Origin of the sequence: Flavobacterium aeripolare, assembly GCF_013294025.1 — a bacterium.
GTDB lineage: Bacteria > Bacteroidota > Bacteroidia > Flavobacteriales > Flavobacteriaceae > Flavobacterium.
In genome coordinates this window covers 16415-31394 of record NZ_JABSNL010000014.1, presented here as the reverse complement: position 1 = coordinate 31394, position 14980 = coordinate 16415, and the positions used below count along the sequence as shown (strand labels likewise).

The window sequence follows — 14980 nt, the reverse complement described above, 5'->3', positions numbered from 1 at the left end:
AACCCCTAAAAAACTTATGGGATTTTTTGATTTCATGACTGAGGATATCGCGATAGACCTTGGTACAGCTAACACTTTAATCATTCACAATGATAAAGTTGTAATTGACAGCCCATCAATTGTTGCCAGAGATAGGATTTCTGGTAAAATCATTGCCGTTGGTAAAGAAGCCAACTTAATGCAGGGTAAGACACATGAAAACATTAAAACAATAAGACCTTTGAAAGACGGTGTAATTGCAGATTTTGATGCTTCAGAAAAAATGATTAGTATGTTTATTAAAAGCATACCTGCATTGAAAAAAAGAATGTTCACTCCAGCTTTACGTATGGTAGTTTGTATTCCTTCTGGAATTACCGAAGTAGAAATGAGAGCGGTAAAAGAGTCATGTGAACGTGTAAACGGTAAGGAAGTATATTTAATTCATGAACCTATGGCAGCCGCTATAGGAATAGGAATTGACATCATGCAACCAAAGGGGAATATGATTGTCGATATAGGTGGTGGTACTACTGAAATCGCAGTTATTGCTCTAGGTGGAATCGTTTGTGACAAATCTGTAAAAATTGCAGGTGATGTTTTTACAAATGATATCGTATACTACATGCGTACACAACACAATTTATTTGTGGGTGAAAGCACTGCCGAAAAAATTAAAATCCAAATAGGAGCTGCAATAGAAGATCTTGAAACAGCACCAGAAGATATGTCAGTTCAAGGTAGAGATTTACTTACAGGTAAACCTAAGCAAGTAGATGTTTCTTACAGAGAAATAGCAAAAGCATTAGACAAATCTATTCAACGAATCGAAGATGCTGTAATGGAAACATTATCGCAAACTCCTCCTGAATTAGCAGCAGATATCTACAATACTGGTATTTACTTAGCTGGTGGTGGATCAATGTTGAGAGGTTTAGATAAAAGAATTTCTCAAAAAACAGATTTACCTGTTTATATTGCTGAAGATCCATTAAGAGCAGTTGTTAGAGGAACTGGAATGGCTTTGAAAAACTTAGCAAGATTCAAAAGTATCTTGATCAAATAAGAATTCTAAATAGTAGTTATGCATTGAATACCAAATTTTAATGCATAACTACTCTTAGAAATTTTTAAACATTATAATATAAATAAGAAATGCAGCAGATATTTAATTTTCTATTTAAAAACAGTAATCGTATACTGTTTTTGCTGCTATTATGCATTTCGTTACTGCTTACCGTGCAATCGCACTCCTACCATAAAAGTAGGGTTATTAGTTCTGCTAACTTTTTAAGTGGCGGAGTATACGAGCAAATTAATAACGTAGGTGAATACTTAAGTCTTAAAACACAAAACGAAGCTCTTGCAATAGAAAATGCAAGACTTAAAAGCTTACTTTTTAAATCAAAAGATTCTTCTGCTATAAAAAGATTCCAAAATTTAAAAGTGACATTACCAGAAGACATTGTTGTTTCAAAGGTAATACACAACTCCTTTAATGTACATGAAAATTTCTTGACTTTAGATTCAGGATCAGACGCAGGTCTAGAACCTGATATGGGTGTCGTAAACAATTTAGGGATTGTAGGGATTATAGACAAAACTTCTAAAAATTTCGCTACAGTTGTGAGCATCTTGAACGTCCAATCTCATATCAATGCAAAAATCAAGAAGTCTAATCACTTTGGTTCTTTAATTTGGAATGGTAGAAGCACTGGTTTTGTACAATTAATTGACGTTCCTAGACTAGCAGCTATTAGAAAAGGAGATACGATCGTTACAGGAGGTCAATCAGTGATCTTTCCTGAAAACATCAACATTGGTACCGTAGACAAAGTAGAAATTGATAACAAAACACACTACTACACTATCAATGTAAAACTCTTTAATGACATGACTAATCTTGGACATGTTTATGTAATCAAGAGTAAAAACAGAAGAGAATTTAATAATTTAGAAAAAACCACGAAACATGAATAGCACTTTGTTAGTCAATATTTCACGGTTCATTTTATTATTAGCCGTTCAAATTATCTTTTTCAACAATATGGGGTTTCTAGGTTTTATAATGCCTTTACCTTATATTTTATTCATCATCTTGTATCCCGTAAATGGTAACAAATCGGGATTATTAGTGGCTAGCTTTTTGCTAGGATTAGTAATGGATATTTTTTCAAATTCTGGTGGAATTCACACTACTGCTTGTCTAGTACTAGCATTTGTAAGACCTTCCATATTTAAATTTTCTTTTGGTGTTAGTTATGAATACCAAACGATTAAATTAAACGACGTTTTAACACCTGAACGATTCTCTTTTATTTTAATTTCGGTAGTCGTTCATCATTTTACATTGTTTATATTAGAAGCTTTTCAAGTCAGTTTCTTACTAGATATTTTATTACGTGCTTTTTTAAGCACTATTTTTACAGTTATCAGTTGCATTATCATAATATACCTTATTAAGCCAAACAAACGATGAGAAAATTTCTGCTGCCTTCTTTAATTATTATCGCAGCATCCTTGCTACTAATTCGCATATTTTATTTGCAGGTAATCAACGATACCTTCAAATTAAAATCAGAAAACAACGCCATTAAAATTCAATATGATTATCCTGAAAGAGGGTATATTTATGATCGAAATGGAAAACTTTTAGTAGCAAATCAAGCTTCTTATGATATCATGGTGATACCTAGAGAGCTGAAAAACATCGATACCTTAGAATTTTGTGGTCTACTTAAAATCACAAAAGAGGATTATATTAAAAAAATAGCTAAAGCAAAAGTATACAGTCCACGTCTACCCTCTGTATTTTTAGCCCAACTTAACAAAAGTGAATTTGCTGCTTTCCAAGAAAAAATCAGAAAGTTTGAAGGTTTTTATTTCCAAAAAAGATCTTTAAGAGATTACGAAGTTGATTTTGGAGCCAATGTCTTTGGTTTCATAACACAAGTAAATGAAAAACTGATAGCCAAAAATAAATACTACAAAAGTGGTGATTTAATAGGGAAACAAGGTGTTGAACAAAGCTACGAGGAAATTTTACGTGGTATTAAAGGCGTGAAATATTTTCAGAAAGACAAGTTCAATCGCGAAATAGGTTCTTACAAGGAAGGAAAATACGATACTATTGCCGTTCAAGGTGAAGACATCAATCTCTCACTCGACGCTGAAATACAAAAATATGGCGAGCAGTTGATGATTAATAAAAGAGGTGGTATCGTCGCAATCGAACCTAAAACTGGTGAGATCCTGGCGCTTGTTACTGCGCCTTCTTATGACCCTTCAATTTTAGTAGGACGTGAAAGATCGAGAAACTACACCTTATTGTATCATGACTCGATAGCCAAACCACTTTATGATAGAGGACTTTTAGCCGAGTACCCTCCAGGATCACCTTTTAAAATATTAACCGGACTAATTGGCTTACAAGAAGGAGTCATAGACGAGCAAACTTCGTTTATGTGTCATCACGGCTTTAGTTATGGTCGCGGACGATTTATGAAATGTCATGGTTTTGGGCCCCATAATCTAAATAACGGAATCTATAACTCTTGCAACACTTACTTTGCAAATGTTTACATGCGCACCATCAACAAGTATGTGAAGCCCGCAAATGCTGTTGATATCTGGAGCAAACATGTTAGAAGTTTTGGATTAGGTTCTTTCATGGGTTACGATTTACCTACTGGAAAAAGAGGAAACGTACCCGATTCTAAAACATACAAAAAAATCTATCCTAATGGAGGCTGGAGAAGTACTACTATTATCTCAAACTCGATTGGACAAGGAGAAGTTTTAATGACGCCTATTCAATTAGCAAACATGATGGCAACAGTAGCTAATGAAGGTTATTACTATACGCCTCATATCATCAAAAAAATTAAAGGAGGAGCAATTGATCCAAAATTTACTGAGAAGCATGTTACTACTATTGACAAGCGTTTCTACAAACCCGTAATTCAAGGTTTATTTGATGTATATAATATGGGTACTGCTCGAAGCCTACGTGTGGAGGGTATCGACATTTGTGGAAAAACAGGTACTGCCGAAAATTACGCTAAAATTGATGGTAAAAGAGTCAAACTTGAAGACCACTCGATATTTGTTGCTTTTGCACCAAAGGATAACCCAAAAATAGCAATTGCTGTTATGGTCGAAAACGGAGGATTTGGAGCCACAATCGCTGGACCTATAGCAAGTTTAATGATCGAAAAATATTTACGCAAAAAGATTTCTAGAGTGGATCTCGAAACGAGAGTTTTAAAGATAAGCTTAAGAGATCGCTATGCTAAATTAGGAGGAATGGCCGAAGCAAGTGCCATTGAAACAACACCTAAAATGGATAATTCTGTAATAACAGCCGCTGTAAATGCTTTGGTTAAAGAAAGCACTGCAAAACCAACTGCAGTAAAGGCTGCAACAACCACTACAGTACCAAAAACAGCGACAACAGCAATAAAAAATACAGCTACCGCAACAAAAGTAGAACCTACTTCACAAAACTAAAAGAGAATTACTGCTAATGAAAAATCAAAGTATTAAAAAAAATCTTGATTGGACTTGTATTATTATATACGCCGCACTTGTAGTGATGGGATGGTTGAATATTTATTCATCGTCGCTATCTTCTACTGATGGCACCTCAGACAAGCAACTTATTTTCATTGTACTTACCATACCATTGATTTTTATTCTATTAGCTGTAGACAGTAAGTTCTATGAAAAATATGCTAGTGTAATCTTTGTTGGGGCATTAGTGTTACTAGCAGGTTTGTTCTTGTTTGGTAAAACAATCGCAGGGCAACGTTGTTGGTATGCCATAGGTGGGTTTACACTGCAACCGTCAGAGTTTGCAAAGGCAGCAACAGCCTTAGCATTAGCGAAGTATTTAAGTGATTCTCAAATTAATTTAAAAGACGTAAACAGGCAAATACAAGCATTAGCCATTGTACTACTTCCAGTATTTTTAATATTACCACAACCTGACCCTGGTAGTGCACTTATTTACAGTGCATTCATCTTAGTACTTTATCGCGAAGGTCTTCCATCATGGTACGTATGGACAGGATTTATAGCGATCTTACTGTTTGTACTGACACTAATATTCGAACCTATTTACATTATTCTAGCATCTCTAGTAGTAGTTCTTGCCGTTTTTTTCAAATCAAGATTAGGTGATAGAAACCCAATTGCGAGTGGCGTCATATTTGCTTTAATTTCCGGCTTTGTACTTTCTGTAGATTATGTTTTTGACAACGTATTTAAGCAACACCACCGTGATCGTTTCAACATCTTATTGGGTAAAACAGTCGATTTAAAAGGAATTGGATACAATACAAATCAATCTGAAATTGCAATTGGATCTGGAGGCTGGATAGGCAAAGGTTTTCTTGAAGGAACCCAAACAAAAGGAGGATTTGTCCCTGAACAACACACCGATTATATCTTTACTACTGTAGGTGAAGAATGGGGATTTGCAGGATCTTTATTTGTAATCGCCCTTTTTACAGGATTACTTTTAAGAGTGATTTACCTTGCTGAGAGACAAAAGACAAAATTTAGTCGTGTTTATGGTTACTGTGTAGCTGGCATACTTTTTATTCACTTTTTTGTAAATATCGCTATGGTTATTGGTATATTTCCAACCATTGGTGTACCGCTACCCTTCTTTTCATATGGAGGTTCTGGTCTATGGGGGTTTACCATCTTGTTATTTATTTTTCTTAAGATGGATGCTAACAAGGTAAATGAATGGTAGAATAGAACCACTTGTATTTAGTTCAATGCCCAATCTTTATAACTTGTGTTTTTCTCTAAAGCGTTTTCTAAATCATCATTAACCTTTGGAAAAAAATCAATTCCAGTCATTGCTTCAATTTTGTCAATAGACACCACAAAAGTGTACAAAGCGGCGTCGCTCTTTTTATTTGGCATTAAAAAAGCAATAGCTTTTAGTTTGCCCTGCTCATCATCAAATATAATTTTGTAAAAGTAATCTGGAACTACTACTTTTTCAGAGCCTATAGTCTTAGAGGTGTTTTTGAGCACGCCTCCAGTGATAACTTTAACACCGTCATACCTTTTTGCCCAATAACGAACTTTTTGCTCCAAACGATTCCAAATGCCTCCATTAAAGTCGTGGTCTTGCGGTGAAATATTTGAAGTATAAAAAGTGTCATCATAAGCACCTTTATCAAATTCCATATCGGCAGCTGGGCATAAATGACCACGATCGTAGCCTGACTTTTTATAATTTCTCCAATCAGCAGATTTCAATTTGACTAAATCATCTTCTATAAAATACGGTCTTTTAAAATCATTGTTTACTATATAATCTTCTTTGAGATCGTAGGCCAGCCACTCCGCTTGCTCAGCATTATTATCGTATGATAAAGTGTAGTATTTGTGAGTGATAATTTGATTATTTGAAGCTAGTGGTAAATAGGCTTCAAGTAAAAGCGGCTCTCCGGAAGGCCGCGTACCACTAGTATTTGAATTATGATCCACTACACTATTAGCAGCTTCATCTTGCTTCTTACATGACACTAAAATCAATGAACCTAAAATTGACATTAGTACTAGTTTCATCCACATACTATTCTTCATACTTACTTAATTTTAAATTATTGTTTGACATCTAGGGCATCACGAAGTGCATTCCCCATCATCATAAAAGCTAATGTGAGTGACATAATCGCTAAACCTGGCACCATGGCAAGATAAGGCTTACCTAATATAATGTAACTATAATGGTCCTTTATAATACTACCCCAGCTAGGAATAGGCGGCTGTGCTCCAAGACCTAAAAAGCTTAATCCACTTTCTACTAATATGGCACTAGCAAAATTAGCCGCAGAAATTACAATAACAGGCGCCATAATATTAGGGAGGATGTGATTGAAAATAATTCGGAAATCACTGAAACCTAGAGCGCGAGCCGCAGTAACATACTGCATTTCTTTGACACTAATTACCTGCCCTCTTACTACACGTGCAACCTCCACCCACATAGTTAAACCTACAGCCACAAATACCTGCCAAAATCCTTTTCCTAATGCGAGCGTTATAGCAATCACCAATAAAAGTGTAGGTATCGACCAAATTATATTTACAATCCACATAATTAACGCATCGACTTTACCTCCAAAATATCCTCCCACCGCACCAAAGAAGATCCCTACAATTAAAGAAATTACAACTGCAACAACACCTATCGAAATAGAAACACGAGAACCTATAAGCATACGACTTAATAAATCTCTACCATATTTATCTGTACCAAGGTAAAATGTACGTGTGGAAATAAATTTTTCCGATACTTCTTGAATACTATTTGATCCTTGAAATGCGGCAACTCCTACCTCCTTTTCCATCTTTAAAGATGGTTCATCAGAATATTCTATATACGATAGTTTATCCCCGTTACGTTTAAACGAAGTTATCGGCACTTCGGTAACGGTGTTAACCGCACCAAAAAAGTAATCGCTAAAATGACTTCCCTGCTTTTGACTTAAAGGAATTGTTAGTATTTGCACCTTAAAACCTGGGGATTTTGAGTGAATAGATAGATGCATCTGATTAGCATTTTCTGATTTATCAGGTGCTATGACATACGCAAATATCGAAATCAACACTAAAATTAAAATAAAGGCAAAACTAAAAACGCCCCAAAAATTCTTCTTGAATTTTTGGAGCGCAATAGCTGTTAAGGACTGAGTTATATTATTGTTCATTTATGATCGACTACTATGATTTTGCTAATTTATCACTTTTTAGTTTATCATTTTTTATTTTCGTCACAGTTCTTTTAGGATTACTACCATCTTGAAGATCATCTAACACATTTAAAGCTTCTTCGATATAAATATCTTTAGACAAACTTTCATGCCATCTCTCACGTTTTTCCTTTAAGCTCACATCACTTTTCATCTCAGTCACCTCATATGGAAGCGAGGTAAATATTAAATCGTTTTTGTAATCAGATAAAGGACGGTATTTCTTAGCTTTCTCTTCAATGTCATTTTGAGCAGCTTTAAATTTATCGATATTTAAACTGTACGTATTGTCTTTACTACGGCTATCAACCCATTTAGCACTTTCCTCCATCAATTGAAATTGAGGATTAGCTGCTACACGCTGCTTACTATTGGAAATAGCGGTGTCAAAATTACCTGATTTCTCCCATATTTTATAGGCAGCAGCATCAATTTTGTCCCATGGCATAGCATTATCTACATCACGTTCACCCATTTTTAAGTAAGCATATCTGTCTGGCATTACCACATCACTACTCACACCTTCAAGCTGCGTTGATCCACCATTAATTCTATAAAATTTTTGAGTGGTAGTTTTCAATGCTCCTAAATCACCCACACTACTGCTTCTCATAAATTGATTAAGGTCAATAACATTTTGTACTGTTCCTTTACCATACGTTTGTTTGCTTCCTATGATAACACCTCTTTTATAATCTTGAATCGCTGCCGCTAAAATTTCTGAAGCTGATGCCGAGAAACTATTAACCACAATTACTAATGGCTTGTCCCATTCAATTTTTGGGTCTTTGTCATACAACACTTCTTTTTTTCTGCCAGCAGATTTAATCTGAACGATAGGTCCTTGCTCAATAAATAAGCCTGCAATATCCACTACAGTAGATAATGATCCACCTCCATCATCTCTTACATCTAGAACAATTCCGTCTACATTTGCAGCTTTGAATCTTTCAACTTCTAATGCAATATCTTTACCCGCGTCTCTACCATCTCTATTCTCAAAATCAATATAGAATTTAGGTAGGTAAATGACACCGTACTTCATACCATTTTTCATAACGATACTAGATTTAGCATAGGTCTCTTCAATCTCTACGATATCTCTAATAATCGAAATCACTTTTATCGTACCATCGACTTTTTTAACGGTCAATCTTACTTCCGAACCTTTTGGTCCTTTAATTTTTTTAACGACATCATCAAGACGCATACCCACGATATCTACCGGCTTTTCATTTCCTTGCGCTACTTTCATAACAACATCACCTGACTCAAGCTCTTTTCCTCTCCAAGCTGGACCTCCCGATATTAAATCTGAAATTTCTGTGTAGTCATTTTTCTTTTGTAAACGCGCGCCAATACCTTCTAGTTTCCCGCTGATACTTACATCAAAACGTTCCTTTTCTTCAGGAGCAAAATAATTTGTATGCGGATCAAATCGAGCAGTAATTGAGTTAATGTAAACAGAGAACCAATCTTCTCTATCTAAATCATTCATGAATCCAAAATACTCATCTAGCGATTTCTTCGCACTCTCACGAGTCTCCTTTTCTAATTCCTCATAAGGTTTTGCCTTATCTATTATTTTTGCAATACTATCTTTATTTGTAGCTGCCGCTAATTTCTTAGCATTATCATCTTGCACTTTTATACGATCTGTTAAAGTAGAAAGGGTCGATAATTTAATTTGCTTGCGCCATCTTTCTTTCAACTCTTTATTATTTTTTGCATACGGTGCCTTCTCATAATCAGTATCGAAAGATTCGTCCTCCTTATAATTGAATGGTGCTTTCAAGACATCTGTATAGATTGCTTTACTTTCTTCCATTCTTTTCATTAAACGACTGTACGTTAAATCAAAAAATGTTAAGTCTTTATCAATAATCTCATTATCTAAAAGTAACTCGTATTTAGCAAAATCATCAATATCAGACTGCATGAAAAAACGTTTAGAAGGATCTAATGCTTGTACATAATCTTTATAAATTCCTTTAGAAAAATTATCATCAATAGCAGCAGGACTATAATGCCCCTTCTCTATTACAAACGTCAATAATTCTAATAATAATTTGTCCTTATCTGGATCTGGTTCGTTTCCTGATTTAATTTTAAATGCAAACAACGTCACAGATAAGAGGACAATTGTAAGGAGTATTTTATAATTTCTTTTCATAAAGATAATAATTGTATTCATCCAATTTTTTAAACTAAGTTACGGTAAAAACTATGCCAGCTACCGCGAAGCGCCTATAAATTTTTGTTAAAGATATAAAATTGATTTTTTGTTTTACCTTTTACGGTTGAAGTAAATAAATTTTGTTTCCTTTGTTTGTAATTCCGCAGCTGGCACACTATTTTTTGTACTATTGCTGAATTTACAACTTAAATTTAAATAAAAAAAATATGTCTAAGAGCAGACCTTTAATATTAGTGACTAACGATGATGGAATTACAGCTCCTGGAATACGTGCCTTAATTGATGTTATGTCAAAAATAGGAGATGTGCTGGTAGTAGCTCCAGATAAACCTCAAAGTGCCATGGGACATGCTATCACTATAAATAGTACATTGTATTTAAACAAAATTTCTACAGAAGGTGCTGCGGTAACTGAATACAGTTGTTCTGGCACGCCCGTAGACTGCGTTAAACTAGCGGTAAACGAAATCTTAAAGAAAAAACCAGACCTTTGTGTCTCTGGAGTAAACCATGGATCAAATTCTTCTATTAATGTCATTTATAGCGGTACGATGAGTGCAGCGGTAGAAGCTGGGATCGAAGGTGTTCCCGCAATTGGGTTCTCTTTATTAGATTATGACTGGAACGCCGACTTTGAAACTATCAAGCCATTTATCCAAAAAATAACTCTAGAAGCTTTAGAAAACGGCATGCCTAAGGATGTGGTATTGAATGTGAATTTTCCAAAATTGAAAAAAGAGGCTATTAAAGGTATCAAAATTTGTCGTCAAGCGAAAGCTATTTGGGCCGAAAAATTTGATAAGCGAGTAACACCACAAGGCAAAGATTACTATTGGCTAGCAGGAGAATTTATCAATCAAGATAAAGGACAAGATACAGACGAATGGGCATTAGCAAACGACTACATCTCTGTAGTTCCTGTACAATTTGACCTAACTGCTCACCACAGTATTCAAGAACTTAACACTTGGAAATGGAATGAATAAGTTAGAATTGTTTTATGGTTTAGTAATAGGATTCGCAGGAACTCTAGTGGGAAGTTTTCTATTTATCACCCTCCTCACTGATTATACTTTTATAGCCGGTATCGAAATAATGAATTCGCAAGGATCATTAGGAAAACTAATTACTTTGGGATCAATACCCAATTTAATCATTTTTGCCGCGTTATTAAAATTCAACAAAGATATGATCGCTAGAGGTGTTGTTCTGGCACTAATTATCCTGACTTTAATCACCGTCTTTTTATAAACATACATTGAAGATTTTTTGCTTTCGAAAGCAACTTATTTGGAACTTAATTTTACTATTAAATATTTTTTAAATGAAATATTACATTATAGCTGGAGAAGCATCTGGAGATTTACACGGTTCTAATTTAATAAAACAAATTTTATTAAAAGATGCCCAAGCCGAAATTAGGTGTTGGGGTGGTGATCTAATGCAACAAGCAGGAGCAACATTAGTGTCCCATTATAAGGAACGCGCTTTTATGGGCTTTGCCGAAATTATCAAAAACTTATCTTCAGTATTAAAGTTTATCGATACCTGTAAAAAAGACATTGCAGCATTCAGTCCAGATGCCTTAATATTTATAGACAATTCGGGCTTCAATTTGCGTATTGCAAAGTGGGCAAAACCTGCAGGATTTAAAACTTTCTATTACATAAGTCCGCAAGTGTGGGCTTCAAGACCTGGAAGAGTTGAAACAATTAAAAAAACAGTCGACCACATGTATGTCGTACTTCCTTTTGTAAAACCTTTTTATGAAAAGTATAAGTACCATGTAGATTATGTAGGCCACCCTTTAATTGATGCTATCCAGAGTAGAGAAAAAATCGATGAAGCTAGTTTTAAACAGCAACACGGCCTAGATCAAAAACCCATTATTGCGCTATTGCCTGGAAGTCGCAAACAAGAAATTTCTAGTATGCTATCTGGCATGTTGAGCGTGGTAAATGATTTTCCAGAATATCAATTTGTCATCGCTGGTGCGCCAAGTCAAGATTATGAGTTTTACGCTACTTTTATTACCAACAAGAATATTAAATTCATCTCTAATAAAACGTATGACTTATTAAACATCGCTACTGCTGCTCTAGTCACTTCAGGAACTGCAACACTTGAAACTGCGCTATTTAAAGTACCAGAAGTAGTATGCTACAAAGGGAGCTGGTTGTCGTACCAAATTGCAAAGCGAATCATCACACTCAAATATATCTCGCTGGTTAATTTAGTCATGGATGAGGAAGTGGTAACAGAGCTGATTCAAGAAAATTTTAATTACAAGAACATTAAAAAAGAGTTGGGAAAAATCTTAGACCGTTCTTATAGACAAAAGCTACTTTCTAAGTACACCATTTTAGAGCAAAAGCTAGGTGGCGTAGGTGCTAGTGAAAAAACAGCATCCCTAATCATATCAGAATTAAAAAAATAAAAGTTTGAAAAACCTACTCTACTGCCTCGTTATACTAGTTGTATTGAACTCCTGTAAATCCTCTTCTAAAATTGTCACCGCTGCTGCAAATAAAAGCGAAAGGACAAGCAATAAAATAGCAGAAAATATTATTGAAGAAGCTGAAGAAAATATAGGTATCAAATACAAAACTGCTGGTACAACCAGAGCCGGGTATGACTGCTCAGGATTAGTTTTTACCTTATACGGAAATTACAATATTAAACTACCTCGCACATCGATTCAACAATCTAAAACAGGTATTGACTTAGGAAAAGATATTTCAAAGGCACAAAAAGGCGACTTAATATTTTTTAAGACAAATAATCGGTCGCAAATAAACCATGTTGGCATCGTCACTGAAGTACTCAAGGAGGAGTTACTTTTTATTCATACATCAACATCTAAGGGTGTAATACTATCTTCAACTAAGGAGCCCTATTACAAAAAAGCCTTTGCTCAATTAAACAGAGTAATCTACTAAAAGTAGGCTATGTTACTAAAATTCTGTACTTTAGAAAAATGAAAGTACTTAATTTTCCACTTACTCAAATAACTATTGCCCTACTATTAGGGATCGCTTCTACACAATTCTTTAACTTTACTGCGGTATCCATATTTGGATTAGCGCTCATAATTTTAGTCCTTCTACTAATTATTCATCTCTTTTACAGAGAGCACAACTATTATAAAATTTGTTTTTCGAGCTTATTATATAGCACTGCATTTATATTAGGTATAGCTGCTACAATAGTACAAGACGATACTTTAAAAAAAGACCACTATTTAAATTTTAATAAGGTCTTTAACACCCCACAACCAATAGTATTAGCGCTGCAAGACAAACTAAAAACCACACAATACGCACAGCGATACGAAGCCTCGATAGTAGAAATTGGCGGTAAAAGGGCTTCTGGAAAAGTCATTGTAAATTTTTCCCCCACCGCCAATCTTGATAGTTTAGCAACAGGAACTATTTTAAAAATGGACCAAAAATTATTGCCCTACAAACCGGCAAAAAATCCTGACCAATTTGACTACAGCAACTACCTTAAAAAGCAACATATCTACGCGCAAGTTTATAGTAAAGGCGGTGTTGTTTTACTTTCGAAAAATAAAAAAACTACCATTCATTATTATATTGCCAGGCTACGAGCTAGGATTATTACTAATTTGAAGCTTAGCGGTTTTAATCAAGAACAATTAAATATCGCAATAGCTTTAATCATGGGACAAAAACAGGAGCTTTCACAGGAAACCCTACAAGAATATCAATATGCTGGTGCGATACATATTTTATCTGTTTCTGGTCTCCATGTGGGATTATTACTTGCGTTCATTAATTTTATTTTAAAGCCCTTTCCTAACACAAGAAAAATTAGATTTCTTAAGCTTTGCATCACAATAGCACTACTTGTCTTTTTTGCATTGCTAGCTGGCTTACGCCCATCAGTAGTACGGTCTGTTACAATGTTTTCATTTATAGCAGTAGGTATTTATATTCGAAGAAAGAACGGAATCTATCAAACGTTGTTACTTTCCATGTTTGTTATTTTATTGTTCCAAGCTAGGTTTCTATTTGACGTAGGTTTTCAACTAAGTTACTTAGCAGTATTTTTCATCCTTTGGCTACAGCCTATTTTTGCTAAATTTTGGAATCCAAAAAATAAAATGCTACACTATTTTTGGGATGTACTCACGGTGACATTTGCAGCTCAATTAGGTACCATTCCCTTATCTATTTATTACTTTCATCAATTTCCCGGTTTATTTTTTATAACAAATCTACTCGTGATTCCATTACTAACCGTTGTAATGATTATTGGTATCACCGTTTTTACAACTGCAGCATTTACTACTGTGTCAGTTTTGCTTATAAAACCACTAGAATGGCTTATTTTATGCTTGAATAAGATCATTAGTACGATTGCATCAGTAGAACATTTCATCTTAAAAAATATCGCTTTAAATTTACTTTTAATGAGCTTGTGCTACCTGATAATTATAACCATAGGACTCTATCTGGAGAAGCAAACATATAAAAAAGCACTTATAGCATTGAGTAGTATTTTGCTTTTACAAGTAGCCGTACTGCACAATAAATGGAAAATAGCTTCTCACAAAGAATATATTGTACTTAATACTAACAGAAAAAGCATGATGACCGCAAGAAGCGGCAACCAGATCACAGCCTATGGAACAGATAGTATCTTAAACAAGAATAGCCAAATACTGAATAGTTATGCGGTTGCAAATTTCTCTAAGATTACAAAATCTCAAGGTATTCCCAATACAGTCTTTTTCAAGGGAAAGAAGATTTTAGTAATCGATTCTACTGCTGTGTATCCTAGTAATAGTAAGCCAGACGTTATTGTTCTAATCCAATCACCACAAATTAATTTAGACCGCGTACTTGAGTCGCTGAAACCACAAATTATTATTGCCGACGCATCTAATTACAAATCATACCAACAACAATGGACAACGAGCTGTATAAAAATGAAAATCCCTTTTCATGCAACAGCAGAAAAGGGATTTTATAGTATCGAATAATAGCACAAGGAGCGCTAT

Annotated in this window: 13 protein-coding genes; 10 read left to right on the top strand and 3 right to left on the bottom strand. The window is 34.7% G+C overall.

Annotated features, from left to right (window positions below; all coding sequences use genetic code 11):
• Positions 1-16: 16 nt before the first annotated feature.
• The 5 genes from HNQ00_RS14635 to rodA all read left to right on the top strand — a co-directional run bounded on the left by HNQ00_RS14635 (position 17) and on the right by rodA (position 5740).
• Positions 17-1045, top strand: a complete 1029-nt coding sequence (locus HNQ00_RS14635) for a rod shape-determining protein (RefSeq protein WP_173839250.1) — start codon at positions 17-19, stop codon at positions 1043-1045.
• 89 nt (positions 1046-1134) lie between these two features.
• A complete protein-coding gene (gene mreC, locus HNQ00_RS14630) occupies positions 1135-1959 on the top strand; it encodes a rod shape-determining protein MreC (RefSeq protein ID WP_173839249.1) in 825 nt (274 codons plus the stop codon).
• Positions 1952-2458, top strand: a complete 507-nt coding sequence (locus HNQ00_RS14625; RefSeq protein ID WP_173839248.1) for a rod shape-determining protein MreD — start codon at positions 1952-1954, stop codon at positions 2456-2458. Before mreC ends, HNQ00_RS14625 begins: the two co-directional genes overlap by 8 nt.
• Positions 2455-4488 carry a penicillin-binding protein 2 gene (mrdA, locus tag HNQ00_RS14620; RefSeq protein ID WP_173839247.1) on the top strand — a complete coding sequence of 678 codons (2034 nt, stop codon included), beginning with the start codon at positions 2455-2457 and terminating at the stop codon, positions 4486-4488. Before HNQ00_RS14625 ends, mrdA begins: the two co-directional genes overlap by 4 nt.
• Positions 4489-4504: 16 nt before the next feature.
• Positions 4505-5740 (top strand): rod shape-determining protein RodA, encoded by a 1236-nt coding sequence (gene rodA, locus HNQ00_RS14615; protein ID WP_173839246.1) that lies wholly within the window; start codon positions 4505-4507, stop codon positions 5738-5740.
• A 17-nt stretch (positions 5741-5757) separates the two neighbouring features.
• Here rodA and HNQ00_RS14610 read toward each other — a convergent pair whose 3' ends face one another.
• The 3 genes from HNQ00_RS14610 to HNQ00_RS14600 are packed head-to-tail and all read right to left on the bottom strand — an operon-like array spanning position 5758 to position 9951.
• Positions 5758-6588 carry a DNA/RNA non-specific endonuclease gene (locus HNQ00_RS14610; RefSeq protein WP_254598541.1) on the bottom strand — a complete coding sequence of 277 codons (831 nt, stop codon included), beginning with the start codon at positions 6586-6588 and terminating at the stop codon, positions 5758-5760.
• 17 nt (positions 6589-6605) lie between these two features.
• Positions 6606-7715: an ABC transporter permease gene (locus tag HNQ00_RS14605; RefSeq protein ID WP_173839245.1), complete on the bottom strand. Its 1110-nt coding sequence runs from the start codon at positions 7713-7715 to the stop codon at positions 6606-6608.
• 13 nt (positions 7716-7728) lie between these two features.
• Positions 7729-9951, bottom strand: a complete 2223-nt coding sequence (locus HNQ00_RS14600) for a carboxy terminal-processing peptidase (RefSeq protein ID WP_173839244.1) — start codon at positions 9949-9951, stop codon at positions 7729-7731.
• A gap of 209 nt (positions 9952-10160) precedes the next feature.
• Here HNQ00_RS14600 and surE point away from each other — a divergent pair, with 209 nt between their 5' ends.
• The 5 genes from surE to HNQ00_RS14575 all read left to right on the top strand — a co-directional run bounded on the left by surE (position 10161) and on the right by HNQ00_RS14575 (position 14962).
• A complete protein-coding gene (gene surE / locus HNQ00_RS14595) occupies positions 10161-10940 on the top strand; it encodes a 5'/3'-nucleotidase SurE (protein ID WP_173839243.1) in 780 nt (259 codons plus the stop codon).
• Positions 10933-11205: a hypothetical protein gene (locus HNQ00_RS14590; protein ID WP_173839242.1), complete on the top strand. Its 273-nt coding sequence runs from the start codon at positions 10933-10935 to the stop codon at positions 11203-11205. The genes surE and HNQ00_RS14590 overlap by 8 nt, the downstream gene beginning before the upstream one ends.
• 73 nt (positions 11206-11278) lie before the next feature.
• On the top strand, positions 11279-12391 hold the full coding sequence (gene lpxB, locus HNQ00_RS14585; RefSeq protein WP_173839241.1) for a lipid-A-disaccharide synthase: 1113 nt from the start codon (positions 11279-11281) through the stop codon (positions 12389-12391).
• 4 nt (positions 12392-12395) lie between these two features.
• A complete protein-coding gene (locus HNQ00_RS14580) occupies positions 12396-12893 on the top strand; it encodes a C40 family peptidase (protein ID WP_173839240.1) in 498 nt (165 codons plus the stop codon).
• A 38-nt stretch (positions 12894-12931) separates the two neighbouring features.
• On the top strand, positions 12932-14962 hold the full coding sequence (locus HNQ00_RS14575; RefSeq protein WP_173839239.1) for a ComEC/Rec2 family competence protein: 2031 nt from the start codon (positions 12932-12934) through the stop codon (positions 14960-14962).
• Positions 14963-14980 lie beyond the last annotated feature (18 nt).